We start from the raw sequence: 26920 nt of genomic DNA, 5'->3' as shown, positions 1-26920 counted from the left end.
GGTCAGAGCATATGCATGATCTTGTGGTTCATGGTGGCGATGGAGTCTTCGGTAAACAGCAGCAGCAGGTCGCACTGCACCGCGTAGCCCTGCACCCGGTAGTTGATCTCGATGGCCAGAGTGCGGCGCCAGCGGCTCTGGTTGGTGCGAATGAGTTCCTGGATGGGCCTGTGCTGGCCCAGCACCACGGGGTGGCCCTGGCTGAAGGGGGTGTCGAGCTGGTTGGCATAGCCGCGCAGGAAGGCGCCGATCAGCACGTTGGCGGTATCCATCAAGAGCTCCAGCTCGGCGCCGTGATCCAGCGCCCCCTGATGGTTCATCAGCCGCGCCATATCCTGGAAGCTGGCGTCGTGGAACAGCAGGAGCGCCTCGCCGGCGATACCGGCACCGATGAAGCCCTGGCAGACCGCGGAGAGGGTGTCCGACTCGGCGGCCGCCGAGAGCGCCATGTGCAGCTCGGAGACCTCCAGCACGTTGACGTTCGGGATGGGGAGCTGGACGAAGGCACCGAGCAGACGGGCCAGCAGATCCGCCCCCTGGCCCATGGCGACGTTGGCGAGCTCCTGATAGACATCCCGCAGCTCGGGGGTGAGCAGGGCGGGGGCGTCGACGGGGACTTGTCCGGCAACGGGCTGGGTGAGGGAGAGGGGCGTCCGCACCGCCGGCTGCCACAGGCCGTGCCGCTGGAGCAGGGCAAGCAGGGTTTCCGGGGAGGCCGGCTTCTTGATGAAGTCGAGGGCCCCGAGCGCCATGACGCGCTCGTGGGCTTCCGGCTGGATGTCGCCGGAGACCACGATCACCTTGCTGCGCAGCCCCTCCTGCCGGAGGGTCTCCAGCACGCCGTAACCGTCCATTTCGGGCATGGTGAGATCCAGAAAGATGAGGTCCCCGTGGCCCATCAGGATCTGCTCGACGCCCTCCAGGCCGTCGGCGGCCTGGTGCAGGGTGACAGGCCAGTCGGCAGGCAGGGCGCGCACCAGCTGTTTGCGTGCGAACCCGGAGTCATCACATATCAATACATTCATAGTGTTAGCCGACCTGTGCAACGAAGATTGCGCTAAGTGTGGGTCATCAGCCGTCAGATGCAACGGGCAGCGGCAGCGCCGGTAAAAATTGATCGTCCCGCCGATGGGTGCGATAGCGTGCGGAATATTTCTCGACGAAATCGGCGAACATCTTAACACGCAACGGGGTGAACTGGGGCTGGCAATGGAGCATGTAGAAGGGACGCTTCCCCGATTGCCAGTCCGGCAGCACAGGGACCAGCTGCGCATCCTGCAGGAAGGGGTGCACGTAGTGCTGCGGGGCGTTGACGATGCCGAGGTGGCGCCGGGCTGCCCGCACCGCGGCCTGGGTCTGGTCGATGCAAAGGCGGGGAGGGCGCTTGATGCAGACCGTCTGCTCGTCCCGTCCGCTCAACTGCCAGTACTGATGGGGCCAGCAGTGAATGAGGTCGTGCTCTTCCAGCTGGGTCGGATGGGAGGGGACTCCCTTCTTCTCGAGATAGAGGGGGGAGGCGAAGAGGCCGTACTCGATGTGACCCAGGCAGAGGGCATTGGGCAGGGTCTGGGAGAGCTCGCCGTTGAAGAAGACCAGGTCCCTGTCCTGATCGCAGTGGGGGGCATGGTCATTGGCCTGGCGGATGTCGAACTGCACCCCGGGATAGCGCAGGCCGAAGTCGGCCAGCATGTCGACCAGTATGGTGTTGGAGAGGGCGATGGGGGCGGCGAGACGGATGAGGCCGCTGATGTCCGTCTCCTCTCCCCGGATCTCGCCGGTGGCCTGCTCGATCTCGGCCAGCGGCGTGCACAGGCGTTCGTAGTAGCGCAGCCCCTCGTCGGTGAGGCGCAGCTTGCGGGTGGATCTGTGCAGCAGGCTGCATCCGAGCTGCTCTTCCAGTTGGGAGATCCGTCGACTGATGGTGCCGGTGGGCATGCCCAGCGCGGTGGCGGCGTGGGAGAAACCGCCCTCTTGCACCACCTTGACGAACAGATAGAACTCTTCGATGTACTTCATAAGCGGTTCAGGGGGTGTTCTGGCTGTGACAAACCAGTGACCTTATGAAGAGTCACCAGGCTTGGCAAGCGCAATCCGGCGTTTAATTGATCTGGATTAGATTCGACTCGCGCTGGTATTGATGGAGCAGATGGACGAAGTCGGCGGGGGGTCTGTCCAGGCTGTTGTCCGGCACCAGCAGGTCGTAGCCCAGCAGATCCCGCAATCGGGTCATGCGGTTGCCCAGCATGGCGATCACTCCCTCGTAATGCCGGCCCGAGGGGGAGCGAAAGCTGCTCTCTTCCAGCAGACCCTCTCCCAGCAGCCCGCTGCCGCAGCCCCCGAGGGGGCAATCTGGGCGCTCGCTCTGCATGGACTGCAGCAGCACGGCGCGCTGCTCGGTCAGCAGGCGGACGGCGAGCCTGGGTGTGATCAGCGTCAAAAAAGCGTCGTAATCCTTGATCTTCAGGCCTATGTAGGGCAACACCACCAGATCCCACCCCAAATGGATACGCGGTTGGTCAATTCGCTGAATATTTCTCCATTTCAGTATCCAGCCGCCGTACTTGTGGTGATATTGCAGGCAATCCTGACACAAAGAGAGACTAAAATGAGGCTCACCCAGTTTCAGCGCCCCGACAAGAACTGTCACCAGGCCCGCCAGGAGGAGGGAAATGGCGGGCATTAGTAGTTGTTCACGAAGGAAAAAAAGTATAAAAATCATAGCAATGGTTATAACCATGCCCAACAATACCAGTGTGAGTCCATTTCTTCTGACCATGGGGATCACATGTAGCGTTTTCATATGATTTCGGCCTTTTTTCACATGCTCGTTACCCGATTATGGGCCGGAACGGATTTTGTACCAGCGCGATCGCTCCTGCCAGAGGGGGATCCCGGCTGGTTCGGCCATGAGTTTTCAGCATGAATCATCACTCAACATGAATACGCTAGACGAACGCCTGCTCACCGTGATGGACGTGCTCCACACGCCAGTCTGGGTCTACGACATCCAGCGTCATCATATTTACTGGGCCAATGGTTCCGCGCTCGGGCTGTGGGAGGCGAGCTCCCTTGCCGAGCTGCAGTCCCGGGACTTCTCGGCCGACATGGCTGCCGCCATCGACCTGCTGCTGCAGCGTTATCTCGGGGATTTTCAGCAGGACCGCAGTTACAACGAGTGGTGGACCCTCTCTCCCAAGGGGGTCAAGAAGCAGGTCTACCTGCGCCTCTCCGGCATCCAGCTCGCCGGACGGCAGATGATGATGGCGGAGGCGGTCATCGATGCGGACACCCTCTATCAGGAGTCTTCCCTCGCCACCGGCGATACCCTGGCCTGCCTGTTTGACAACGAGGGGCGACTCGAGAGCGGCAACCATCACTTCGACATGTGCTTCGGTGGCGGCGTCCAGAGCCTGCCCCAGATCTTCTCCGGTGCGGACGAGGCCTTCTATCGTCGCCTCTCCCGTCTGGACGAGGTGGTGGCCGAGGGGGAGTGCCGTACCCAGAAGGGGATGCGCTGGTTCCAGTACCAGTTCCGCCACATCCAGCAGGGGGCGCGGATCCTGCTCACCATGAGGGATATCACGGATCGCAAGCTCGAGGAGCTCGAGCACCGCCACCTGGCCTGGCACGACTCCCTCACCGGGTTGCTCAACCGCTATGGGCTGATGAAATCCCTCGAAGCCTACTGCGGCATGGGGGGGCGCTTCGCCCTGGTGTTCATGGACTTGGACAACTTCAAGCTGGTCAACGACAACTACGGCCACAAGGCGGGGGATCGCCTGCTGGAGCGGGTGGCCGGGCGGCTCAAGCAGATCTGCCCGCGGGACGTGGAGCTGGCGCGCCTGGGCGGGGACGAATTCACCGCCCTGGTGCCCCTCAGCCAGGCCAGCGAGCGGGCCCAGGAGGTGGCGGATCTCATGCTCTCCCAGATGAGCAAGCCGCTGCAGCTGAGCGGCGTGCCCGAGGTCACCATAGGCGGCAGCATCGGCATCGCCATCTACCCGGACGATGCCGATGACGGCGACAACCTCATCACCCGCGCCGACATGGCCATGTACCAGGCCAAGCAGATGGGGCGCCTGCGCTGGCAGCGCTTCACTCCCAGCATGCAGCAGAGCCTGCACCGCAAGCTGACCCTGAAGCAGTTTCTGGCCAAGGCCGTCGGCCGGGGGGAGCTCAGCCTGCGCTATCAACCCCAGGTGGACGTGGCCCAGCTGCGGCTCATCGGGCTGGAGGCGCTGGTGCGCTGGTACAACCCCGTGCTCGGCCACGTCTCGCCGGCGGAGTTCATCCCGCTGGCCGAGGAGATGGGCCTCATCCGCGAGATAGGGAGCTGGGTGCTCTCCACCGCGCTGGCCCAGATGGGGGAGTGGCAGCGCCAGTGGCAGCGGCGGGTGCCTGTCTCGGTCAACCTCTCGGGCTTCCAGCTCTCCGCGGCCCTGCCCGAGCTGGTGGCCCAGCAGCTCGAGGAGTTCGGGGTCGATGCCGGCCTGCTGACCCTGGAGCTGACCGAGACGGTGCTGATGCTGGACATGAAGGGCTGCATCGAGATCCTCGACGCCCTGAGCGAGCAGGGGATCAAGATCGCCATCGACGATTTCGGCACCGGCTACTCGTCGCTCGCCTACCTCAACCGCCTGCCCATCGACACCATCAAGCTGGACCGCTCCTTCGTGGTCGGCCTCAACCTGCCGGTGATCCGGGCCACGGTGGCCATGGCCACCAGCCTGGGGCTCGGGATCCTGGCGGAAGGGGTGGAGGACGAGCACGAGCTGGCGGCCCTGCAGGCCCAGGGTTGCCACGTCTTCCAGGGATTCCTGTTCAGCCCGCCCATGACCCCGGAAGAGGTGGTGGCATCTGGGTTCGGGGTCCGGTGCCGGATCGGTCACTATCCGCTGGCAAGTCGTTGAGATCCTTGCCGATAAGTGTGCGGCATGTCCCATTTATGAAGTGTGACATGCCAAATTAAACATAATTAATCGAATATTTGTCTCATATCATGGGATTCATTAGACGTTATCGCTAGCCTGCGCGCTCATTTCCTGGTCATGGAGTATCACCACTATGAGTCAAGCCGCAGTGAACGAGCGTCCCGCCAGCCCGGGTGGCTGGTTGAACCGCTTCCTGAACGGGGTCGAGAAGGCGGGCAACAAGCTGCCGGATCCCGCCATGCTGTTCCTCTACGCCCTGCTGATCGTCTGGGTCGGCTCCTGGGTGCTCTCCCAGTTCACCTTCGATCTGGTCAACCCCCGCACCGGGGAGGCGGTGGTGGTCAACAACCTGCTGACCGGGGTAGGGCTGGCGGAGTTTCTGGCCAGCATGGTCACCACCTTCACCGGCTTTGCGCCGCTTGGCATCGTCCTGGTGGCCATGCTGGGGGTCGGGGTCGCCGAGCAGTCCGGCTTCATCAACACCGGCCTCAAGAAACTCCTGAAGGTCACCCCGGCGCGCTTCCTGACCCCCATGCTGATCCTGGTGGCCATCGTCAGCCACACGGCGGCGGATGCGGGCTATGTGCTGGTGATCCCCATCGGCGGCATCATCTTCCATGCGGCGGGTCGCCACCCGCTGGCGGGGATTGCCGCGGCCTTTGCCGGGGTTTCCGGCGGCTTCGCCGCGAACTTCCTCCCCTCCGGCGGGGACGCCTTGCTGCAGGGGTTCACCCAGTCGGCCGCCCAGCTGCTCGACCCCGGCTACATGGTCAACACCCTGTGCAACATCATCTTCACCGGTGCCTCCTCCCTGCTGATCATCTGCGTGGGCTGGTTTGTCACCGAGCGGGTGGTGGAGCCGCGTCTCAGGCACGTCGCGCTCAACGAGGATCTGGCGAGCGCCGACGAGATGGGGCGTTACAGCGCACGGGAGAGCCGTGCCTTCAACTGGGCCGGCTTCGCCATGCTGGCGGCCGTGGTGCTGCTGGGGCTGGCTCTGTCGCCGGGCGACTCGCCGCTGCGGGCGCCGGACGGTTCTCTCACCACCTTCGCCGCCCCTGTGATGAAGTCCATCGTGCCCCTCATCTTCTTGCTCTTCATCCTGCCTGGCATCGTCTACGGCTTCGTGGCGGGGAGCTTCAGGAGCGGCAAGGACGTGATCGATGCCATGTCCGCCACCATGAACAAGATGGGCTCCTACATGGTGATGGCTTTCTTCTGCGCCCTCTTCATCAAGGCGTTCGGTGACTCCAACCTGGGAACCCTGCTGGCGCTCTCCGGCGCCGAGGTGCTGCACGCCCTGGCACTGCCCGGCGAGGTGACCATAGTCGGCATGATACTGCTCACCGCCACCGTCAATCTGGTGGTGGGCTCGGCCTCCGCCAAGTGGGCCCTCATCAGCCCCATTCTGGTGCCCATGCTGATGGCGGTGGGGATCTCGCCGGAGCTGACCCAGGCCGCGTATCGGGTGGGGGATTCCGCTTCCAACATCATCACCCCGCTGATGGTCTTCTTCCCCCTGGTGGTGGTCTATTGCCAGCAGTATGTGAAGAGCACGGGCATCGGTACCCTGGTTTCCATGATGCTGCCCTATTCCCTGGCTTTCCTGGTGAGCTGGACGTGCTTCCTGCTGCTCTACTGGGCGCTGGGGTTCCCGCTCGGGTTGCAGGCTCCCTATGTCTATCCTGCCCCCTGAGGGTGACGAGGGGCCTTGGGCCCCTCGCTTTTTTTGGGTACAGTGTGGCCTCCACTGCGGAGGTACCATGAACCCGACCATCGATCTCATCCTTTCCCATCGCTCCATTCGCCAGTTCACGCCGGAGCCCGTCAGTGCCGAGCAACTCGATCAGATCCTGAGCGCCGCCCAGAGCGCCGCCAGCTCCAGCTTCCTGCAGGCCAACAGCATCATCCGGGTGACGGACAAGGGGCTGCGCGCCAGTCTGGCCGAGCTGGCCGGCCACCAGGCCTACGTGGCCGAGGCGGCGGAGTTCCTGCTGTTTTGTGCCGACTACCAGCGCCACAGCCAGATAGTACCGGAGGCCCGGACCGGCTTCGTGGAGCAGCTCCTCATCGGTGCCATCGACGGCGCCCTGATGGCACAGAATGCGCTGCTGGCCGCCCAGTCCCTGGGGCTGGGCGGCGTCTACATCGGCGGCATCCGCAACAACCCGGCTGCGGTGAGCGAGCTGCTGGGTCTGCCCCATCAGGTGATCCCCCTGTTCGGCCTCTGCCTGGGCCATCCCGCCCAGCAGCCCGAGCAGAAGCCGCGGCTGCCCCGTGCCCTGGTGGTGCACGAGAACCGCTATCCAGAGACGCTCGATCGCGCCCTGCTGGCCCAATATGATCGGCAGATCCACGACTACTACCAGGCGCGCAGCAGCAACAACAAAGAGCAGACCTGGAGCGGGCAGATCAAGGCCATCCTCGGCAAGGAGGCCAGACCCTTCATGCTGGGCTTCCTGCAGTCGAAGGGTTTTTGCCTCAAGTAATGGAGGCGGCGGGCGATATGGAGCATGACGCCATGGAGATGGCTGTCACTTGGTTGCGTTGTTGTGAGACACGCTGGGATCTGGGCGCTACCCTACGGGGCTAAGCTGTTGTAGGATCTCGCAATTGGATTGGGACTGGAGTGTGAACACCCTATGATTTTAACCTTGATATTGCTGTCAATCGGCGCACTCCTGTTTCTGGTCATCGCCTACAACGTGGTGCAGCAATACAAACAGAAGGCCGAGGCCGACAAGCGCCAGGCCATCGCCCGTCACAAGGCCGTGGCGGACGAGACCGAAGAGCTGCTGCTGAACGTCAACCTGGTGCCCTTCTCCAAGAACATGGTACTGCTGATGCAGCACCGCATCCTGGATGCCTATCGCGCCATCGCCCTGGTGATGCCCAATGTGCAGATCAAGCAGCGCATCGCCGACGTCCAGACCCAGATCAAGAATGTGCAGGAGAATTACAGCAGCCAGGACGAGGGACACTTCAAGACGCCGGAGTCCGACCGCCAGGCCATCCAGATGCTGCAACTGGCCAAGAAGATGCGAGCCGTGCTGCGGGTGGAGCACAACAAGGGCAAGATAGATCCCCAGGGGTTCGCCCAGGAGGATCGCCGCCTCGAGCTGATGCAGCTCAAGATCAACATCGCCAACCTGCTCAAGCGGGCCATGGATGCCCAGATCCAGGGGCAGTACGGCACCTGCCGTCAGCTCTATACCAAGGGGCTCGGCGCCCTGGCCAATGTCTCCGACAAGGATCCCTACCTGCTGGCGCGGGAAGAGGACATGCGCCAGGGGATGCGGCAGCTGGAAGAACACCTGCAGCAGCACAGCGAGAAGGAGCTGCAGAACATCAAGGACAAAGAGGCGGACGAACTGGACGTCCTGTTCCAACCGAAGAAGAAATGGTGATCATGTCTCATCCACTGGATTCCACGCTGGGGCCCATGGCCCCATTCGTTTGCCAACTGCTCACGGAAATGCAGGCCGTCATTGGGGGCTCCGCGTTCCCCGTGGTGGATCACCTCTGCTACCGGGCTGCCACCCTGCCGGAATACTTGGACTTGAAAGAGGCACTGGCTGCCCACGGGGTCTTGCTGGTGGAGGGGATGATAGGAGGCCGCCCCATCGCCACCTATCGCCTGCACCAGCCCGTCTGCTGGCAACAGGTCACCGTGCCCTGCATCGAGCTGGCCGCCCCCAAGGCGGGTCGCAGCCATCAGGCCGGTCTCGAGCATATCGAGCTGGTGGTGCCGTCACTGCACGCCCTGGTGGCGGCCCATCCCGGCGTGGCCTTCAAGACGGCCAACATCGACGACAGGCGCAACCCGGACGTGGGCCTGATGTTGCCCTCGGGGCAGATCAAGTTTCATCTGCGCCCTCTGAGCGAGGTGATCGACGAAGAGCTGTGTACCGGCGCCGTGGTGCCGGTCCCGCTGGACTATTACGACGGCCTGTGAACTGACGGCCGAACGCCGTGCCGGGTGACGGGAGGGGGCGGCGCCGCGCGCCCCTTGAGATGACCGAGCCAGAGGCTCAAGGCGGCGGTCACCCCCAGCACCAGCTCGATGCCGAGCACCAATCCCCCTAGTCCCCCCCGCTCCCAGAAGGGATGCAGATAGAGCCCACCCAGACTGGCCCCCAGGTAGTACCCCACCAGATAGAGCGACGAGGCGAGCGCCCGGTCGTGCTCCACGTGCTGGCCGACCCAGGCGCTGGCGCAGGCGTGGGCGAGGAAGAAACCGAAACTCGAGACCAGCAGTCCCCCTATGATGGCGACTAGGGTTCCCTGCAACAGGGCGAGGCTGCCGAGCGCCATCAGGGTTATTCCCGCCAGCAGCATGCGCTGTGCCCCAAAGCGATGGGCGCCGCGGCCGCTCAGGGAGGAGGCTAGGGTGCCGGTGAGGTAGGTCAGGAACAGCATGCCGAGCCACTGGGTCGGCAGGGAGAAGGGGGCCTTGGCCAGCAGGAAGGTGAGGTAGCTGTACTGGTTCAAGAAGACCATGAAGTTGAGGCCGCCGATGAGGTAGGCTCCAACCAGGAGTGGATTGCCTAGGTGACTCTGGATGGCGCGGCGCAGCTGGCCGGGAGCGGGCTCCACGGCCACGAAGCGGGTCTGGGCCGGCAGCAGCCAGATGACCAGGGGCAACAGGGTCAGGCTGATGGCCCCGATGCCGAGGAAGGTGTGCTGCCAGTCGCCGAACCAGCCGGCCAGCAGGCCGCCGACCACCCGGCCCGCGATGCCGCCGAGGGAGTTCGCGGCGATGTAGACCCCGACGGCGACGATCAGGGCGCGCTTGCTGAACTCTTCCCCCATGTAGGCGATGGCGGTGGCCGGCAACCCCGCCAGCAGGGCCCCCTGCAGGATGCGCAGGCTCACCAGCAGATCGAAGCGGGTCACCCAGGGGATGCACAGGGAGAGCAGGATGGCGCCGATCAGGCTCCACAGCATGATCCGCCGCCGTCCGAATCGGTCCGCCAGACGGGCGCAGATGAGCAGGGAGCCCGCGAGCCCGGCGGTGCAGCCGGCGAGGGTCCAGCTGGCGGACAGGGAGCTGACCGAGAAGACCTCGGCCAGGAGGGGGAGCAGGGGGTGAGTCTGGTAGAGATTGAGAAATACCAGGAAGGAGCCCAGGCTGAGGGCCAGGGTGGCGCGTATCCATGCGCGACTTCCGACTTCGATCATATGGAGGTGTCCCGACGACTTTTATGCAGAGTAGTGGGTCGCTTTATATAAATATAATATATTTAAGTTATCAGTCTGATAAATGGAATTGATATGGATCTGAAACAGCTCGGTTACCTGCTGGCGGTGCGAGACGCGGGCTCCTTTACCAAGGCCGCCCAGGGCTTGCACGTGGCGCAACCGGCCGTCAGCATGGCCATCTCCAAGCTGGAGCAGCAGCTCGATCTGCGGCTGTTCGACCGCCAAGATCGCAGCGTGCGCCTCACCCCTGAGGGAGAGGTGCTCTGCCGTCATGCCGAACGGCTGCTGCGCCAGATGCACCAGGCCGAGGCCGAGATGGCCGAGCTCAAGGGGTTGGAGCGGGGGGAGGTGCGCATCGGCATTCCCTACATGATGGGGTCCTACTATTTTCCCCCTATCCTGATGGCCTTCAAGCACCGCTATCCGGGTCTTAGGATCCGGGTGGAGGAGGCGGGTACCCGGGAGCTGCTCAGCCGCATGGTGGACGGCAGCCTGGATCTCGCCATTCTCATCACCAGCGATCTGCCGCCGGCCCTCGAGGGGGCTCAGCTGCTGCGCGAAGAGATGTTGATGGTAGTGGGGGAGGAGCACCCGCTGCGAGGCGCGGATGCCGTCTCGCTGCCGCAGTTTTTCAGCCAGGAGCTCGCCATGTTCCGGCGGGGGTTCTACCACAGGGAGCACATGGAGGTGTTGGCGCAGGGGCTTGGGCTAGAGCCCAATATCGCCTTCGAGAGCAACCTCATACCACTGCTCAAGGCGGTGGTGCGGCAGGGATTCGCCGTGACCACCTTTCTGCGCATGGCGCTGGAGGAGGAGCCGGCGCTCACCGGCGTGCCTTTCGCGCCGCCCATCTTCCTGGATCTCTGCGTAGCCTGGCGGCGGGGGGACCCCCTCTCCATGGCCAACCGGGCGCTGCGGGATTTTCTATTGTCCCAGGCCTCGCCCGAGGATGGCCCCACCAGGGGCCGCCGCCCGCGGTGACGGCACCCACAAAAAACGCCTCCAACGGGAGGCGTTTTTCATGTCGGCGCTGACTCGCCGGGCATCACTTCTTGAACAGGTGATCCAGCTTGTTCGCCTTGGTGGAGAGGTAGAACTCGTTGTGGGGGTTGCGCCCTTCCTGCAGCGGCACGCGTTCCGCCACCGGAATGCCAAAGGATTCCATCGCCTTCATCTTGCGCGGGTTGTTGGTCATCAGGCGCAGGGACTTGACCTCCAGGGCCTTCAGCATATCGGCACAGATGGTGTAGTCGCGCATGTCGGCGGCAAAGCCCAGCGCCACGTTGGCCTCGACGGTGTCGGCGCCCTGATCCTGGAGGTGATAGGCGCGGATCTTGTTGAGCAGGCCGATGCCGCGCCCTTCCTGACGGACATAGAGCAGGACGCCGCGGCCTGCCTTGGCGATCTTCTCCAGGGCGGCCTGCAACTGGAAGCCGCAGTCGCAGCGCAGGCTGAACAGGGCATCCCCAGTCAGACACTCGGAATGGATGCGCCCCAGCACGGGTTCACCGTTCGTGATGTCGCCCATCACCAGCGCGGCATGATCCTTGCCAGTGCCGGTTTCCTGAAAACCAACCAGCGTGAAAGTGCCCCAGGGGGTCGGCAACTTGGATTTGGCCACGAGGGTAACGCTGCTCATATGGTTGCTCCTGACTACAGCTGCTTGAAAAAGGGCGGCTAGTGTAGCGCGCCTTGTGCATAACAACCATAAGAACAAAACCTTGCGCGAGGAGGGGGTTAGCAGATCGGTCAGAATTGGCGCAATCGCGACGACTTTTGCGCAATTGTGCGCCCTGACAACTGCCAGCGTCGATGCATTCGGGTATAATCGGCGCCCATTATCCCATCCCGATCAGGGATGCGGGCAACCCGTCAAGATGCCGAGTACGCAGGAGAAAAGTTATGGCTCGTATGGCCCCTGTTATGACAATTGATGGCCCGAGTGGAGCCGGTAAGGGCACCCTGTGCCAGCTGTTGGCAGAGAAACTGGGTTGGCACCTGCTCGACTCCGGAGCCATCTATCGGGTGCTGGCCCTGGCGGCCTTGCATCACGATGTGGAGCTTGACTCCGAAGCCGCGCTGGTCCCCCTGGCCGCCAACCTGGACGTGCAGTTCCAGGTCGATGGGGATCTGGTCAAGGTGGTGCTGGAAGGGGAGGATGTCTCCCGTACCATTCGCTCCCAGGAAGTGAGCGATGCCGCCAGCAAGGTCGCCGTCTTCCCCCGGGTGCGCGAAGCCCTGCTGCGCCGTCAGCGTGCCTTCCGCCAGGCTCCCGGCCTCATCGCCGATGGCCGCGACATGGGCACAGTGGTTTTCCCCGAGGCCGAGGTGAAGATCTTCCTCGACGCCAGCGCCGAGGAGCGGGCCCAGCGCCGCTATAAGCAGTTGCAAGATAAGGGCTTTGATGTTAACTTTGAGCGTCTTTTAACCGAGATTCGGGAACGTGATGATCGCGACAGAAATCGCGCCGTCGCCCCCCTGAAACCCGCGGAAGATGCTCTTGTGGTAGACTCAACGTCTATGACCATAGATGAAGTGCTGGTGACGGTACTCGCCTATGCGGAGCAACAACTTGGTGACATCGGCGCGAGCTGATGCCAGTCGTCTGCACCACGGATGGCGCAGATAATTAAAAACAACCCCGCTTGTGCCGGATTGCGAGTGGATGTTTCATTTGTGACATAAACAATGATCGAATCTTTTGCTCAACTCTTTGAAGAGTCCCTGAACGCCGTTGAAACCCGTCAAGGTTCCATCGTCAAGGGCACTGTCGTTGCTATCGAAAATGGTTTCGTACTGGTTGACGCCGGTCTGAAATCCGAGTCCGCTATCCCGGCTGAAGAATTCAAGAACGCCATGGGCGAGCTGGAAATCAACGTAGGTGACTCCGTTGACGTGGCTCTGGACTCTATCGAAGATGGTTTCGGCGAAACCAAGCTGTCCCGCGAAAAAGCCAAGCGCCACGAAGCCTGGCTGCAGCTTGAAAAAGCTTACGAAGAGCAAGCTACCGTTATCGGTATCATCAACGGCAAGGTCAAGGGTGGTTTCACCGTTGAACTGAACGGCATCCGTGCCTTCCTGCCGGGTTCTCTGGTTGACGTGCGTCCGATCCGTGACACCGCTCACCTGGAAAACAAAGAACTCGAGTTCAAGGTCATCAAGCTGGACCAGAAGCGCAACAACGTTGTGGTTTCCCGTCGTGCCGTGATCGAAACCGAGAACACCTCCGAGCGCGAAAGCCTGCTGGCCAACCTGCAAGAAGGTCAAGAAGTTAAGGGTATCGTCAAGAACCTGACCGACTACGGTGCATTCGTAGATCTGGGTGGTGTTGACGGCCTGCTGCACATCACCGACATGGCGTGGAAGCGCGTTAAGCATCCTTCCGAAATCGTCAACGTTGGCGACGAGATCGCAGTCAAGGTTCTGAAGTTCGACCGCGAGCGTACCCGTGTATCCCTGGGTCTGAAGCAACTGGGCGAAGATCCCTGGGTTGCTATCGCCAAGCGTTACCCGGAGACCACCCGTCTGTCTGGCCGCGTGACCAACCTGACCGACTACGGCTGCTTCGTTGAAATCGAAGAAGGCGTTGAAGGCCTGGTACACGTATCCGAGATGGATTGGACCAACAAGAACATCCACCCGTCCAAGGTTGTCAACGTTGGCGACGTGGTTGACGTGATGGTTCTGGACATCGACGAAGAGCGTCGTCGTATCTCCCTGGGTCTGAAGCAGTGCAAGTCAAACCCGTGGCAGCTGTTTGCCGAAACTCACGCCAAGGGCGACCGTGTTTCCGGTAAGATCAAGTCCATCACTGACTTTGGTATCTTCATCGGTCTGGATGGCGGCATCGACGGCCTGGTTCACCTGTCTGACATCTCCTGGAACAACCAGGGCGAAGAAGCCGTGCGTGAATTCAAGAAGGGCGACGAGATCGAAGCCGTTGTTCTGCAAGTGGACCCGGAGCGCGAGCGCATCTCCCTGGGCGTCAAGCAGATCGAAGAAGACCCGTTCAACAAGTACCTGTCTGACAACAAGAAAGGTGCTATCGTGAAGGGTAAGGTTACCGAGGTTGATGCCAAGGGCGCCGTGATCGAACTGGCTGACGGCGTGGAAGGCTACCTGCGTGCTTCCGACGCTGCTCGTGACCGCGTAGAAGACGCCACTCTGGTGCTGTCTGTTGGTGACGAAGTTGAAGCCAAGTTCATGGGCGTTGATCGCAAGAACCGCACCGTAAGCCTGTCTGTCCGTGCCAAGGACGAGGCTGACGAGCGTGTTGCCATCGACAGCCTGAACCAGCAAGAAGAAGTTGTGTTCAGCAACGCCATGGCTGAAGCGTTCAAAGCCGCCAAGGGTGAATAATCCTTGATGCAAGAAAAGGGCGGCATTGCGCCGCCCTTTTTTATCCTGGCAAAATTATTATTGCATGTGATCGGGGAAGGAGATTTAACCTTATGACCAAATCAGATCTCATCGAACAACTGGCAGCCAGCCGCATGCATATGCCGGCCAAGGATGTTGAAGCCGCCATCAAGGAGATCCTTGAGCAGATGGCATCGACCTTGCAAAACGGCGACCGGATTGAAATCCGAGGATTTGGAAGTTTCTCACTGCACTATCGTGCGCCTCGCGTGGGCCGCAACCCCAAGACCGGGGACAAGGTTGAACTGACCGGGAAATATGTCCCGCACTTCAAGCCTGGCAAAGAGTTGCGCGAGCGCGTCAACATCGTCGAATAATGCAGAAATTGGCATACAAGGGTATGCCTTTTTTATTTTTACGACATTGAGGCCGTTCATTGTCGGGTTTCTCGAACTCTTTTCCCATTCGCTCTAGAGTCTGCCTGCGATTTTAAGGATAATCAGTCTCTCATTAGCTACAGACAGGGAGCTCCTATGAAGCGTATCTTGGCCCTCATCCCATTGGTGCTGGTGTTTGTATTGACCCTGGCCATCGGTTCGCAAAATGGTCAGCTGGTTCAGTTCAATTATCTGATAGCTCAGGGTGAGTTCTCGCTGTCCATGCTGCTGGGTTTCTTCTTTGCCGGTGGCTTCCTGCTGGGCTGGCTGGTCTTCGGCCTGCTGTTCCTGCGCCTCAAGCTGCAAAACCGCACCCTGAACCGAACCATGCGTCGTCAATCTCGTGAATTGGAGCTTGCCCGGTCGACAGCCAAGGAATAACGTCCCTCGATGCTTGAACTGCTTTTCCTGCTGTTGCCCATCGCCGCCGGTTATGGCTGGTATATGGGACGCAGGAGTGTTCGCCAGGACACCCAGCAACAGAGTAACCAGTTTTCCCGCCAGTACGTGGCGGGTCTCAACTATTTGTTGTCCGACGAATCCGACAAGGCGGTGGACCTCTTCATCCAGCTGCTGGAAGTCGACAGCGATACCATCGAAACCCACCTCTCCCTCGGCAACCTGTTTCGTCAGCGGGGCGAAGTAGATCGCGCCATCAAGATCCACCAGAACCTGGTTGCTCGCCAGCTGACCCGGGAGCAGCGCCAGCTCGCGCTGCAGGAGCTGGCCCGCGATTTTCTGGCTGCCGGCCTGCTGGATCGGGCCGAAGCCATCTGGAAGGAGCTGTGCGAGGACAGCGACTTCGAGGAGACGGCGCTCTCCCAGTTGCTCGTGATCCATCAGCAGTTGCGCGACTGGGACAGGGCCATCGAGGTGGCCATTCGCCTGCAGAAATTCCAGGGCAAGAAGCTGGCCGAGCCCATCTCCCATTTCTATTGTGAACAGGCGGAGAGCGCCTTGCGCGACGGCGACAAGTCGGCGGGCATCGCCAGGCTGAAACGTGCGCTCGTCGCCCACCCGGCCTGCGCACGCGCCAGCCTGCGCCTTGCTGAACTCTCGATGGAGGAGGGCAGGTACGAGGAGGCCAGCAAGGATCTGCTGCGGGTGTTCGAGCAGGACATCGACTTTGCCTCCGAAGCCATGCCAAAACTGCTTCGGTGCTACCAGCAGATGGGCCGCAGCCAGGAGCTGATCCCGCTGCTGGAGAAAGCGGTGGAGGATCATGCGGGCGTCAGCGTGACCCTGGCCCTGGCCAATCTGGTGGAGGCGCGCGACGGCCTGAGCCAGGCCCGCGCCCTGGTGCTGCGCCAGTTGCGGCGCCACCCCTCCATGAAGGGCTTCTACCAACTGGTGGGCTTCCAGCTGGCGAGCGCCGAGGAGGGGCCGGCCAAGGAGAGCCTCGAGCTGCTGCAGCAACTGGTGGGCGAGCAGATCAAGATAAAATCGACCCACAAGTGCCGCCAGTGTGGCTTCGCCACCCATTCGCTGTTCTGGCAGTGCCCCTCCTGCCGGCAGTGGGGCACCATCAAGCCGATCCGCGGTCTGGATGGGGAATGAAGGGCACAAGGTGCTTTGCCTCTTGGGCTTAGCAGGCCTGAGCCCCGGACGAACGGGGCTATCCAAGTGATTCAGATGCCAGCGTGCAACCGGGGCCCCGGCTCGTGTTGCGCCTGGAGATGGCATAACAACCCATAGGAAGTGACATGCAAGACCCCAAAGTACTGGTTGCGCTGGATTATCAGCACGAGGCCGACGCCTTCGCCTTCATTGAGCAGATCTCCCCGGCCCAGTGCCGCCTCAAGGTGGGCAAGGAGATGTTTACCCTGTTTGGTCCCCAGTTCGTGCGCCAGTTGGTGGCCAAGGGTTTCGACGTCTTCCTGGATCTGAAATTCCACGACATCCCCAACACGGTCGCCAAGGCCGTGGCCGCCAGCGCCGAGCTCGGCGTCTGGATGGTCAACGTCCATGCCAGCGGTGGCGAGCGCATGATGCGGGCCGCCAGGGAGGCGCTGCTGCCCTATGGTGACAAGGCGCCCCTGCTCATCGGTGTGACGGTGCTGACCAGCATGGAGCAGTCCGACATGGCTCCTCTGGGTCTGGATGTGACCCCGGCCGAGCAGGTGATCCGCCTGGCCACCCTTGCCAAGACGGCGGGACTGGACGGGGTGGTCTGCTCCGCCGAAGAGGCGAGCGCGCTGAAGGCCCTGCTCGGCGCCGACTTCAAGCTGGTGACCCCGGGCATTCGTCCGACCGGCTCGGCCGCCGGGGATCAGCGCCGCGTTATGACACCGCGGGCCGCGGTGGAGGCGGGGGCCGACTATCTGGTGATCGGTCGCCCCATCACCCAGGCTGCGGAGCCAGCCGCCGTGCTGGGGGCGATCAACGCCGAGCTCAACGGCTAGTTTGTGTCGCCCGAATACAACAGGCCGGATCCCGATCCGGCCTGTTGCATTTTGATGGGAAGACTAGTGCTGCTGCGAGCGGGTGAACCTCGTACCCGCAGGGTTCAAGACTTGACGGCCTGCACACCCAGACCGAGGGGGAAGAGGCCGAGCAGCAGGCCGGCGGCCGAGCCGATGAAATGGGATTCGATGTGTACCCTCGCACCGATGAGGGCGGAGACCGGGCTCTCCCCGGCGCTGTAGAAATCCAGGCCGAGCTTGATCACGATGCCTGCCAGCATCAGCCAGCCGGAATAGCGGCGGTAACGGATGTCCTGCATGGCGCCCCACACGAACAGGCCGTGCAGCAGGCCGGACAGCCCCATGTACCATTGGGTCTGCGGGCACCACCACCAGATCCCCAGCCCCACGGCCGCGCCCAGCAGCAACAGCAGCACGGGCAGGCGCCAGGCCGCCAGGTACTCCTGGAACAGGCTGTAGAGGACCGCCAGTCCGCTCAGGTTGAGCAGCAGGTGCCACAGATTGGTGTGGGCCAGATTGCCTGTTATGATGCGCCACCCTTCCCCCTGGGCGATCAGGTTGCGATCGAAGGCGAGCTGATGGTTTGGCACGGTGAAGAAGAGCAAGGCAGTGACGAGCGAAAGCGTGATGACCCAGAGCAGACCCGATTTTTCTGACAACATGAAACAGCCCAACGACAAAGAGAGCCGATACTGTACACGCTGTACCCGAGCCCTCAAAGCGTGCCTGTGCGAATATGTTCGGCAAGTGCCCCATCATGCTCCGCTCCATATCCTGCAACACCCGACCGAGGTGGGTCACCCCAAGGGGACGGCGGCGCTGCTGGCAGCTTCGCTCGGCCATGCCCGCATCCATGTGGGAGAGGATTTTGGGGGGGACGAAGGGCTCAATGCCCTGCTGGCCGACCCCGACGTGCAGTGTTACCTGTTGTGGCCAGATGACGAGGCGCTGACTCCGCTACAGGCCAGGGCGCACCTTGCACGCCGCGCAGGGCAAGGGAAGGCGAGCGCGCACTTTATCCTGCTCGACGGCACCTGGCGCAAGGCCTATCGCATGTTGCACCGCAACCCGGCCCTGCTCGGGCTGCCGCGGATCACGCTCGGCGCCATCGCCGGGCAATATTCCATTCGCAAAAGCCCCTTTCCCGGGGCCTTGTCGACCCTGGAGGCGGGCTACCATCTGTTATCCCAGTGGGAGGGTGACGCCGAGCGCTTCGCCCCGCTGATGGAGCTCTTTACCCATTTGAACCGGCAGTGGCATGAGTTTGCCGATGGCCGCCGCCGATGAACTGTCCAGAGTACGCCGCCTGCTCGTCAGGGGGCCAAGAGGAGTGACCAACGTGAAAAAAGCCGTCGTGGTATTCAGTGGGGGGCAGGACAGCACCACCTGCCTGGTGCAGGCACAGGCCCGTTATGACGAAGTGCACGCCATCACCTTCGATTATGGCCAGCGCCACCGGGCGGAGATAGAGACCGCCCGCCAGCTGGCAGGGACGCTCGGGATCGCCGCCCACAAGGTGATGGACGTGACCATGTTGGGGGAGCTGGCCATCTCTGCCCTGACCCGGGACGACATACCGGTCAGCGGTGAACTGCAGGATAACGGCCTGCCCAATACCTTCGTGCCGGGGCGCAACATCCTGTTCCTGACCCTGGCCGCCATCTATGCCTACCAGGTCGGTGCCGAGGCAGTGATCACCGGGGTGTGCGAGACGGATTTCTCCGGCTATCCCGATTGCCGCGACGACTTCGTCAAGGCGCTCAACCAGGCGGTGTCGCTCGGGCTGGATCGCGCCATTCGCTTCGAGACCCCCCTGATGTGGCTCGACAAGGCCGAGACCTGGGCGCTGGCGGATCACTACGGCCACCTCGACACCGTGCGCCACCAGACCCTCACCTGCTACAACGGCATTCAGGGGGACGGTTGTGGCACCTGTCCCGCCTGCGAACTGCGGCGGCGGGGGCTCGATCGCTATCTGGCCGATCAGGGGGGCATCCGGGCCAGGCTGTTTGAGAAAACCGGGCTCGGCGAGAAAAGCGGATCTTGAGCCTGCGCCTCGGCTGCCTTTGGGGTATAATCCGCGGCTTTTGCAGCCAGTCGTGATCAAGATGCACTACCCAATCAACGAGATCTTCCAGACCATCCAGGGGGAGGGGGTCTTCACCGGCCTGCCCGCCATCTTCGTACGCCTGCAAGGCTGCCCGGTGGGCTGCCCCTGGTGCGATACCCGCCATACCTGGGTCGTGGATCCCGAGCGCGAGGTCGCGCGCGACGAGGTGCTCGATCGATCCAACGAATCCGATGGCTGGAGCAGGATGAGCACGGAGGATATCCTGGCCAGCTTCCAGCGGCTTGGCTACCTTGCGCGCCACGTGGTGTTAACCGGCGGCGAGCCCTGCCTCTATGATCTGAACGAGCTCTCGTCGGCCCTGGTGGCATCGGGCTACCAGGTTCAGATCGAGACCAGCGGTACCAGCGAGATCCTGACCCACGAGCAGACCTGGGTGACTGTCTCCCCCAAGATCGGCATGAAGGGGGGCCTGCCGGTGCTGCTGTCGGCCCTCGAGCGGGCCAACGAGATCAAGCATCCGGTGGCGACCGAGCGCCATATCGAGGAGCTGGATGCCCTGCTGGCGAGTGCCCGGCTGCGCCCCGACGTGGTGATCGCACTGCAACCCATCAGCCAGAAGCCCAGGGCCACCGAGCTGGCCATGGCGACCTGCATCGCCCGCAACTGGCGGCTCTCCATCCAGACCCACAAATACCTGAATATCGATTGATATGGACGGACTCTCCGATGAGCGGGTATTGCTCACCCTGGCCAGCAAGATGCCCTACGGGAAATATCGGGGGCGACGCATCATCGATATTCCGGAGCCTTATCTGGTGTGGCTGGCGCGCAGCGGTTTTCCGGCCGGTGCCCTTGGCCAGTCATTGGCGCTGGCCTACGAGATAAAACTCAATGGGCTGGAGTCCATGATTATTCCCATTATTAACAGGATGTCAGAATGAGAATATATACGAGGCAGGGGGACAAGGGGCTCACGCGGCTTGCCGACGGCACGTCTCTGGCTAAAGATGATCGGCGCGTGGAGACCTATGGCGCCATCGATGAGCTGAATTCCCAGATAGGGCTCTTGATGGCCGAAATACCCGCCGACGAGACGGCATTATTGGCCGAATTGATATTGTTGCAGCAGGAGCTGTTTGATTTGGGGGGCGAGCTGGCTTTTTCCAGCGAGGCGCAAAATCCCGCCTTGTGGCAGGTCAACGAGCGCTGGACCCAGAGGCTCGAACAGCAGATCGATGCCTATAGTGCCCAGTTGCCGGCACTGCGCAATTTCATCCTGCCGAGCGGCTCGCGGGCGGCGGCCCAGGCTCACGTAGTGCGAACCCTGACCCGTCGCTGCGAGCGCCTGCTGCTGGGCCTGAGCCGCGAGGAGCGGGTGAACCCCGCCGTGTTGCCCTATCTGAACCGGCTGAGTGACTGGTTTTTCACCGTAGCCAGATACCTGCTGGTCTCCTCGGGCACGCCGGAGATCCTCTGGGTCAAGGCGGCGGATAGGCGCTGAGGAGCTCATGGAGCGGGCAATAAAAAACCTCGCCTAGCGAGGTTTTTTATTGGGCGGGACAGCGTGCCAGGGATCAGATGGCAAATTCTTCCACCGATTTGCCTTCGGCCACGGCCTTGGCAATGACGGAGGGCATGCGACCCTGGCCGGTCCAGGTTTTTTCCACACCATTGTCCAGATAGCGATATTTGGGGGGGCGGGGGGCTCGCTTGCCCTTGCTTGCCTTGGGAGCATCGGCGACAACGGTATTGACCAATTCAGCGGGATCGATCCCGGCTGCCTTCAGCATTTCGGCGTATTCGGCAATTTTCTTTTGATGCTCTTCACGGGCCTGGCGCTCGGCAGATTCATCCTGCTGACGTTCGGCCACCACGGCGGAGAGTTTCTCCAAACCTTCTTCCAGCTGTTCCAGAGTCAATTCGCGGCAAGTCGCCCGCAGGCTACGGATATTCAACAGTACTTTCAAAAATTCGTTCATATTGGCTACCACGCGGGCAAGATATTAGGGGAAGAGATTGTTTTTTCGATAATCTATAGGGGGATTCGGCATCAAGTCAAGCCTGCCGAAATAATTAATTATCCTGATAAATTAAGTCAGATAAATATTCGTGGCGATATATTTTCCCGCATCTGTCTGCGTTCATTTCCGAATGAGTTCCAACCAGATGAAAATATCGTCGACATGAGCGATGGCGCACCATTTGACTACCATTTGCCTTGCTTGTGCCATACCTGCCTTGAAATTTAATCAAAAAACTTGCTATCACCCGGTAGCTCGATAAAATGTGCCGCGAATACCTTTAAGTAGAGGCGCGCTGCCTATGAGTAACCGAGCGGAGGGTGATGCCTGTGATGCTCGATGAAAGGAGTCGGCGCCGAAGTGACCAGGCCATCATACCGGGTTGCTGGTTCTGCATCTAATAGGTGCAGGACTGCCATAGTCATCCACTATGGAGCGCTACCTGAAGGGGCTGAGGAGTATACCCTCCCCATGGGTTTTGTTTCTTTGATCCTCTCGGTAGATCTCCACCTGTTGTCTTTAGGTGCAAAGAGATCATGGACATCATTCATTACGCCGACTCCGGTTGGTCCGTCGTTCCCCCCTTGCTGGCCGTCGCCCTGGCGATCATCACCCGTCGCGTCCTGGTGTCGCTGGGGGTGGGCATAGTCGCGGGCAGCCTGCTGCTCAACCAGTTTTCACCCCTCGCATCACTGCACTACATGCTCGACACCGTGCTCAGGATCTTCTGGGTCGACGGTGCGCTCAACCGCGACAACGTCAACATGATCCTCTTCATGTTGCTGCTCGGCGGCCTCATCAGCCTGATGAGCGTCTCCGGCGCCACCCGGGCCTTTGCCGAGTGGGCAGAGCGCCGTGCCAAGACCCGCAAGGGAGCCAAGACCCTCACCGGCATGATGGTGTTCGCCTTCTTCATCGACGACTTCTTCCACAGCCTGTCGGTGGGGGCCATCTGCCGTCCGGTCACCGATCGCTTCCAGATCTCCCGCGCCAAGCTGGCCTACCTGCTGGACTCCACCGCGGCGCCGGTCTGCGTGCTGATGCCCATCTCCTCCTGGGGCGCCTACATCATCGCCCTGGTGGGTGGCATCATGGCGGCCCACGGTCTGACCGAGCAGAGCCCCATCTCCGCCTTCGTCGAGATGATCCCGATGAACCTCTATGCGGTGTTCACCCTGATCATGGTGCTGGTGGTGATCGCCTTCCAGCTCGACATCGGCCCCATGCGCCAGCATGAGCAGTGGGCCCTGGAGGGCAAGCTGTGGGATGAGTCCAAGGGACGTCCCATCGGTCTGGACATGGAGAGCCCACAGGAGAGCAACGGCGGCATGATTGACATGGTGCTGCCGATCCTGACCCTCACCCTGGCCACCGTCTACTTCATGATCGACTCCGGTGCCAGCGTGCTGGAGAGCAAAGGGCTGCCGTTCAGCGTGCTCGGATCGTTCGAGAATACCAACGTCGGCTCCTCCCTGGTCTATGGCGCCCTGTGCAGTCTGGTGGTCTCCATCGGCCTGGCCATGCGCCTCAAGCTCGGGGCCAGCAACTGGATGAAGGCCGCGCCTCAGGGGATCATGGCCATGCTGCCCGCCATCAACATCCTGCTGTTTGCCTGGACCATAGGCGCCGTGGTGCGCGACGTGGAGACCGGTAAATACCTGGCTTCCCTGGCCAACGGCAACCTGCCCATCGAGGTGCTGCCGGCGGTGGTGTTCATCCTCTCCTGTGCCATGGCCTTTGCCACCGGCACCAGCTGGGGCACCTTCGGCATCATGCTGCCGCTCGCCGGCGACATGGCGGCCGCCAGCGACCTCAGCCTGATGCTGCCCATGCTGGCCGCCGTGCTGGCGGGCTCGGTGTTCGGCGATCACAGCTCGCCCATCTCCAGCACCAGCATCCTCTCGGCCACGGGGGCCGGTTGCCACCACATCGATCACGTGATGACCCAGCTGCCCTATGCGCTGGCCATCGCCTTCGGCGCCGCCCTCGGCTATCTGGTGATGGGCTTGATGCACTCCGTGCTGGCAGGCTTTACCGTCAGTGCGCTCTGGTTCCTGGTCTTCTCCGGTTACCATCTGCGCAAAACCCGGCAGCATCGCGCGCTGGCCGTCGCATAAGAGAACAAGGGGCCTTCGGGCCCCTTGGTTTTGGCGGGGGCTTTCGTTAGCATGCCCCCCATCATTCCCGTATCGGAACTCCACCATGGCTTCATTGCACTACAAATTCGCCACCATGAACTCGGGCAAGTCGACCCAGCTCATCCAGGCGCACTTCAACTACCTGGAGCGGGGCATGGTTCCGCTGGCCATGACCCCCGCCATCGACGATCGCTTCGGTGTCGGGGTGATCAGCGCCAGGGTAGGGCTGGAGTTGAGGGTGGAGGTCTTCAGCGACAGCTGCGATCTGTTCGAGATGGTCAAGGCCCGCCACGCCGAGCGGCACATCGATGTCTTCATCGTCGACGAGGCGCAGTTCCTGACCCGCGAGCAGGTCTACCAGCTCGCCCGCATCGTGGACGAGCAGGACATCCCGGTGATCGCCTACGGCCTCAAGACCGATTTTCGCGGGGAGCTCTTCCCCGGCTCCTACCACCTGCTCTGCCTGGCAGACAAGTTCGAGGAGCTGAAAAGCATCTGCTGGTGCGGCAACAAGGCGCACATGAACTCTCGCGTCAACGAGGCGGGGCAGGTGATGCGCGACGGCGAGCAGGTGGAGATTGGCGGCAACGATCGCTATGTGTCGCTCTGCCGCAAGCACTACCTGGAGGGACGGGCGTTCAAGTAAGGCTGGCCATCATCCACAAAGGGCGCCCATCCGGCGCCCTTTTGTTTGCCCGGGGCTCAGTCGATCTCGATGTCGACGGGGGCGATGATGGGATCGGCCACCGGCAGGCGGTGGAACAGCTGGCGGAAGTGTTGTTGCACCCGTCCTATGTCGACGAGCGACATGCCGGAGGCGAAGCCGAACCAGACGTAGAGACCGGTGAGATCGCGAAACATGGGGGGCAGGTAGCGCGGTGCATCGATGAGCCCCTCCAGATAGTGCTGATAGAGCACCGGGATGTCGTCCAGGGTTACCTTGCCGACGAACAGCATGGGCAGGATCTCGGGGACTCCCTCCAGCACGGCGCTGCGGATGAAGTTGACGGTCTCCACATAGCCCTTCACATAGGAGAGATCCTTGGTAAAGCAGGCGCCCCCCGCCACCATGCCGCCGCGAAACACCCGCTGGGTGATCTTGTAGGCGTCGTGCTCGCTGGTGCCTTTCTCGACGAAGTGGCGAAACACCTCGACGAAGTCGGCGCCGCGCTCCGCCATGTCGATGGCCATCACCCGATCCGAGATGCGCTTGGCCCTGTCCGGAAAGGAGCTGAAGGTGAGGGTCTCGATGAGCACGGCGAGCCCCTCCTGACAGGCGGTGATGCGCGGCGAGCCTGCCCCGAGCCAGGTGGCATAGGATTGCTGCCGACCGTTCAGGGTGGTGCCCACGTGGACCCAGCCCTCGTGCACTTCCAATACCTGCAAGTCCAGCTCGGAGAAGCGGGCGTGGGAGCTCAGCTTGATGTAATCCCCCCCGGCGGCGGCATCGGAGACGATGCCATCACTCAGCTTGACTTGCACGGTGCCGTCACTGAAATAGTTCGAGAGCTTGCCCTGCAACCTGGCCACCGCCGCTTCCCCTTCGAACTCCTTGGGGTAGGGGCGCACCAGATGGCGGGCGCCGGGCAGGGAGAAGATGTCGCACAGCCGGGCACCCAGCTCTTTCAGGGTCTTGCGATCACCGCGCAGGTGATCGCTCGCCGAGCCGTAGAGCAACTGGCTGTAGCGCTGAAAGTCCGGCTGCCCGCGCTGGCGCAGCATCTCGATCACCACCATGTACTGATCCACCGTCTCTTGCAGGATCCGGCCCAGATCGTCCTGGGGGCCGAGCCGCCTGCGGATCCTGTCCCTCAGCTCCTTGAGCTCCAGATACTTGTTGCGCGGCTCGAAGCCGAGAGAGAGGGTACGATAAAAGTCGGCATCGATGGCGGGCAGCGCCTCCCCCCCCCTGGCGAGAAAGTCGGCTTGCAGGTGGCGGGGCCATTTGATGGCATCCAGGATGCGGATGGGTTTTTGCAGGGCGAGCAGTTCATCCGAGAGGGATTTCAGGTGCAGGCGATACTTTTCTTGGATGGTCATCGGGCTCTTTGGTTGGAGGCGGGTGCGCTACGAGAATGGTTGAGTATAGGCATTGGGATAGTCAAAAAGAAGCGGGACGACGGCCGATCCGGCCCCTCTACTTTTGGTTGCCTGAAAATTGGTTTAGACTGCGCCCCTTGATCCTTATTGTGTCGTGGAAATGATGAATATCCCCAGCTCTGAAATGATAATGCGTTGGTTGCAGCAGGCCCGGATCGAGCACTATGTGTGCGATCAGTGCCACGGCATCCACATGGTCTCCCTGCAGTCCGTCGAGGGCATCCAGGAGAGCCGGATCTTCGTCGAAGAGGAAGGGCTGCTGTTCTCATCCGAGCTGGAAGTGCGCCCCTCGGCGTTGCTGTCGCTCGTGGCCGAGCTGGGCCGTCTCAACATGCAATACCCGTCCCTCAAGGTGTTCCTCGACATCATAGATGACAACCTGCCGCGTCTCATCGTCGGCCATACCGTCTTCACCAGGGCGGGGCTCAGCGTGGAGCAGTTCCTGCTGTTTGTGGAAAGCACCACCTCCGCGACCCACGAAGTGGTCTCCGAGTGCGAGCGCCTGGGCTTCCTGAATCTGCCTGAAATCCAGGTGGCACCGGAGTCCGTGCACTGATCCCGGGGATGGCGCTGTGCGTTAAATGCGCGAACGGTTCGCTGCGGTCAAAAAGCCGTTGACGTCGGCGGGCCTTTCCCCTAAATTACGCCCCGTTCCGGCGCGATGGCGCAGTGACCCGTGTTGGCTGAACACGTTAAACCACAGACCAAAATTTGGTGAGCTGTCCGAGTGGCTGCCCACCGACGAAGTCGGCAAGAAAGCACGCGTAGCGTGTTCCGAAAGCCACTTCAAAGAAGTAAAAATTTGGTGAGGTGTCCGAGTGGCTGAAGGAGCACGCCTGGAAAGTGTGTATACGGCAACGTATCGAGGGTTCGAATCCCTCCCTCACCGCCAAATTATAAAAAACCGACCTCAGGGTCGGTTTTTTGCATCTGGGGTTATCATATTCCCTGATACCCAGCGAGAGGGTGAAAACCCTCGCCTGGGTTCGAGCAGAGCGACTTGCCGCGATGAACGGCCAGAGGCCGCCCCGAAGGGGGGAGCCACGCAGTGGCGAATCATCCCTCCCTCACCGCCAAATAACGTAAAAGGGCCTGTCGCAAGACAGGCCCTTTTGCATTTCCGGTGATGAATGGCTCGGTTTGAACCCTGGTTCGACAACTGGGCAGAATGGCCCGCCTGGATAACCGAAGGCTGCCCACTGGGTGAGCGCAAGGAAGGGCGCGAGTCAATTCCAACC

28 protein-coding genes, 1 tRNA gene, 1 other RNA gene and 1 riboswitch are annotated in these 26920 nt (G+C 61.7%); of the genes, 22 read left to right on the top strand and 8 right to left on the bottom strand.

The features are described 5' to 3' along the window. Positions 1–2: 2 nt before the first annotated feature. The 3 genes from BN1132_RS07735 to BN1132_RS07725 all read right to left on the bottom strand — a co-directional run bounded on the left by BN1132_RS07735 (position 3) and on the right by BN1132_RS07725 (position 2800). A complete protein-coding gene (locus tag BN1132_RS07735; protein ID WP_042076531.1) occupies positions 3–1025 on the bottom strand; it encodes a response regulator in 1023 nt (340 codons plus the stop codon). 46 nt (positions 1026–1071) lie between these two features. Continuing rightward, positions 1072–2016: a LysR family transcriptional regulator gene (locus tag BN1132_RS07730; RefSeq protein ID WP_042076529.1), complete on the bottom strand. Its 945-nt coding sequence runs from the start codon at positions 2014–2016 to the stop codon at positions 1072–1074. Positions 2017–2098: 82 nt separating this feature from the next. Next, positions 2099–2800: a DUF2982 domain-containing protein gene (locus BN1132_RS07725; protein WP_042076527.1), complete on the bottom strand. Its 702-nt coding sequence runs from the start codon at positions 2798–2800 to the stop codon at positions 2099–2101. 169 nt (positions 2801–2969) lie between these two features. Between BN1132_RS07725 and BN1132_RS07720 the strand changes: the two genes are divergently transcribed. From BN1132_RS07720 to BN1132_RS07700, 5 genes are all read left to right on the top strand, one after another. Beyond that, the gene (locus BN1132_RS07720) at positions 2970–4910 is read left to right on the top strand and encodes a putative bifunctional diguanylate cyclase/phosphodiesterase (RefSeq protein ID WP_042076652.1); all 1941 of its coding nucleotides are present in this window, start codon (positions 2970–2972) and stop codon (positions 4908–4910) included. Between the two features lie 154 nt (positions 4911–5064). Further along, positions 5065–6627, top strand: a complete 1563-nt coding sequence (locus BN1132_RS07715) for an AbgT family transporter (protein WP_042076525.1) — start codon at positions 5065–5067, stop codon at positions 6625–6627. Positions 6628–6694: 67 nt separating this feature from the next. Beyond that, positions 6695–7420, top strand: a complete 726-nt coding sequence (gene nfsA / locus BN1132_RS07710) for an oxygen-insensitive NADPH nitroreductase (RefSeq protein WP_042076524.1) — start codon at positions 6695–6697, stop codon at positions 7418–7420. Positions 7421–7573: 153 nt separating this feature from the next. After that, positions 7574–8338 (top strand): hypothetical protein, encoded by a 765-nt coding sequence (locus BN1132_RS07705; RefSeq protein ID WP_042076523.1) that lies wholly within the window; start codon positions 7574–7576, stop codon positions 8336–8338. Continuing rightward, a complete protein-coding gene (locus tag BN1132_RS07700) occupies positions 8332–8886 on the top strand; it encodes a VOC family protein (protein ID WP_042076521.1) in 555 nt (184 codons plus the stop codon). Before BN1132_RS07705 ends, BN1132_RS07700 begins: the two co-directional genes overlap by 7 nt. On the opposite strand, the gene BN1132_RS07695 is transcribed toward BN1132_RS07700, so the two are convergent. Further along, positions 8871–10112 (bottom strand): MFS transporter, encoded by a 1242-nt coding sequence (locus tag BN1132_RS07695; protein WP_042076519.1) that lies wholly within the window; start codon positions 10110–10112, stop codon positions 8871–8873. The two genes, BN1132_RS07700 and BN1132_RS07695, sit on opposite strands and share 16 nt — an antisense overlap. Before the next feature lie 93 nt (positions 10113–10205). Between BN1132_RS07695 and BN1132_RS07690 the strand changes: the two genes are divergently transcribed. Next, the gene (locus BN1132_RS07690; protein WP_042076518.1) at positions 10206–11114 is read left to right on the top strand and encodes a LysR family transcriptional regulator; all 909 of its coding nucleotides are present in this window, start codon (positions 10206–10208) and stop codon (positions 11112–11114) included. 64 nt (positions 11115–11178) lie between these two features. Here the strand turns inward: BN1132_RS07690 and ribA are convergent, their stop codons facing one another. Continuing rightward, positions 11179–11772: a GTP cyclohydrolase II gene (ribA, locus tag BN1132_RS07685; protein ID WP_042076516.1), complete on the bottom strand. Its 594-nt coding sequence runs from the start codon at positions 11770–11772 to the stop codon at positions 11179–11181. 263 nt (positions 11773–12035) lie between these two features. Between ribA and cmk the strand changes: the two genes are divergently transcribed. The 6 genes from cmk to pyrF all read left to right on the top strand — a co-directional run bounded on the left by cmk (position 12036) and on the right by pyrF (position 17331). Further along, on the top strand, positions 12036–12728 hold the full coding sequence (cmk, locus tag BN1132_RS07680) for a (d)CMP kinase (protein WP_042076515.1): 693 nt from the start codon (positions 12036–12038) through the stop codon (positions 12726–12728). Between the two features lie 93 nt (positions 12729–12821). Then, on the top strand, positions 12822–14492 hold the full coding sequence (rpsA, locus tag BN1132_RS07675; protein ID WP_011705690.1) for a 30S ribosomal protein S1: 1671 nt from the start codon (positions 12822–12824) through the stop codon (positions 14490–14492). Between the two features lie 92 nt (positions 14493–14584). Then, the gene (gene ihfB, locus BN1132_RS07670; RefSeq protein ID WP_005337145.1) at positions 14585–14869 is read left to right on the top strand and encodes an integration host factor subunit beta; all 285 of its coding nucleotides are present in this window, start codon (positions 14585–14587) and stop codon (positions 14867–14869) included. 156 nt (positions 14870–15025) lie between these two features. Further along, the gene (locus tag BN1132_RS07665) at positions 15026–15310 is read left to right on the top strand and encodes a LapA family protein (RefSeq protein WP_042016623.1); all 285 of its coding nucleotides are present in this window, start codon (positions 15026–15028) and stop codon (positions 15308–15310) included. Positions 15311–15319: 9 nt separating this feature from the next. Continuing rightward, complete coding sequence (gene lapB, locus BN1132_RS07660) at positions 15320–16486, top strand: lipopolysaccharide assembly protein LapB (protein ID WP_042076514.1); 1167 nt, start codon at positions 15320–15322, stop codon at positions 16484–16486. Positions 16487–16632: 146 nt separating this feature from the next. Then, positions 16633–17331 carry an orotidine-5'-phosphate decarboxylase gene (gene pyrF, locus BN1132_RS07655; RefSeq protein ID WP_042076513.1) on the top strand — a complete coding sequence of 233 codons (699 nt, stop codon included), beginning with the start codon at positions 16633–16635 and terminating at the stop codon, positions 17329–17331. Positions 17332–17435: 104 nt separating this feature from the next. Here pyrF and rrtA read toward each other — a convergent pair whose 3' ends face one another. Further along, positions 17436–18014: a rhombosortase gene (rrtA, locus tag BN1132_RS07650; protein WP_244462922.1), complete on the bottom strand. Its 579-nt coding sequence runs from the start codon at positions 18012–18014 to the stop codon at positions 17436–17438. On the opposite strand from rrtA, the gene BN1132_RS07645 reads away from it, so the two are divergent. The 5 genes from BN1132_RS07645 to BN1132_RS07625 all read left to right on the top strand — a co-directional run bounded on the left by BN1132_RS07645 (position 17980) and on the right by BN1132_RS07625 (position 20924). Then, positions 17980–18639, top strand: coding sequence for a tRNA-uridine aminocarboxypropyltransferase (locus tag BN1132_RS07645; protein WP_209428956.1), 660 nt, complete (start codon positions 17980–17982; stop codon positions 18637–18639). The genes rrtA and BN1132_RS07645 overlap by 35 nt on opposite strands. A gap of 52 nt (positions 18640–18691) precedes the next feature. Continuing rightward, a complete protein-coding gene (gene queC / locus BN1132_RS07640) occupies positions 18692–19399 on the top strand; it encodes a 7-cyano-7-deazaguanine synthase QueC (protein WP_042076649.1) in 708 nt (235 codons plus the stop codon). A gap of 61 nt (positions 19400–19460) precedes the next feature. Further along, a complete protein-coding gene (gene queE / locus BN1132_RS07635) occupies positions 19461–20132 on the top strand; it encodes a 7-carboxy-7-deazaguanine synthase QueE (protein WP_042076512.1) in 672 nt (223 codons plus the stop codon). A gap of 1 nt (position 20133) precedes the next feature. Next, positions 20134–20364, top strand: coding sequence for a DUF3820 family protein (locus tag BN1132_RS07630; RefSeq protein ID WP_042076511.1), 231 nt, complete (start codon positions 20134–20136; stop codon positions 20362–20364). Next, positions 20361–20924, top strand: coding sequence for a cob(I)yrinic acid a,c-diamide adenosyltransferase (locus BN1132_RS07625; RefSeq protein ID WP_042076510.1), 564 nt, complete (start codon positions 20361–20363; stop codon positions 20922–20924). The genes BN1132_RS07630 and BN1132_RS07625 overlap by 4 nt, the downstream gene beginning before the upstream one ends. Before the next feature lie 73 nt (positions 20925–20997). Here the strand turns inward: BN1132_RS07625 and BN1132_RS07620 are convergent, their stop codons facing one another. Further along, on the bottom strand, positions 20998–21402 hold the full coding sequence (locus tag BN1132_RS07620; RefSeq protein ID WP_042076509.1) for an H-NS family histone-like protein: 405 nt from the start codon (positions 21400–21402) through the stop codon (positions 20998–21000). Between the two features lie 319 nt (positions 21403–21721). Continuing rightward, a riboswitch (Lysine riboswitch) is annotated at positions 21722–21893 on the top strand. Between the two features lie 87 nt (positions 21894–21980). Between BN1132_RS07620 and BN1132_RS07615 the strand changes: the two genes are divergently transcribed. Both BN1132_RS07615 and BN1132_RS07610 read left to right on the top strand, forming a co-directional pair. Beyond that, positions 21981–23561 (top strand): Na+/H+ antiporter NhaC family protein, encoded by a 1581-nt coding sequence (locus BN1132_RS07615; RefSeq protein ID WP_042076508.1) that lies wholly within the window; start codon positions 21981–21983, stop codon positions 23559–23561. Positions 23562–23646: 85 nt separating this feature from the next. Next, complete coding sequence (locus BN1132_RS07610; RefSeq protein ID WP_042076506.1) at positions 23647–24228, top strand: thymidine kinase; 582 nt, start codon at positions 23647–23649, stop codon at positions 24226–24228. 56 nt (positions 24229–24284) lie between these two features. On the opposite strand, the gene BN1132_RS07605 is transcribed toward BN1132_RS07610, so the two are convergent. Beyond that, positions 24285–25622, bottom strand: coding sequence for a flavohemoglobin expression-modulating QEGLA motif protein (locus BN1132_RS07605; protein WP_042076503.1), 1338 nt, complete (start codon positions 25620–25622; stop codon positions 24285–24287). Positions 25623–25782: 160 nt separating this feature from the next. Here BN1132_RS07605 and BN1132_RS07600 point away from each other — a divergent pair, with 160 nt between their 5' ends. From BN1132_RS07600 to BN1132_RS19440, 3 genes are all read left to right on the top strand, one after another. Beyond that, entirely contained in the window at positions 25783–26238 is a 456-nt protein-coding gene (locus BN1132_RS07600; RefSeq protein ID WP_209428955.1) for a type III secretion system chaperone family protein, read from the top strand. Between the two features lie 248 nt (positions 26239–26486). Beyond that, positions 26487–26574 (top strand) — tRNA-Ser (locus BN1132_RS07595). A 54-nt stretch (positions 26575–26628) separates the two neighbouring features. Further along, positions 26629–26758: non-coding RNA, RtT sRNA (locus tag BN1132_RS19440), on the top strand. Positions 26759–26920 lie beyond the last annotated feature (162 nt).

The organism is Aeromonas sanarellii (assembly GCF_000820085.1).
In the GTDB taxonomy this organism is placed as follows: Bacteria; Pseudomonadota; Gammaproteobacteria; order Enterobacterales; family Aeromonadaceae; genus Aeromonas; species Aeromonas sanarellii.
Note: the sequence above shows the minus strand (reverse complement) of the source record. Positions and strands in the feature narration are given on the sequence as shown.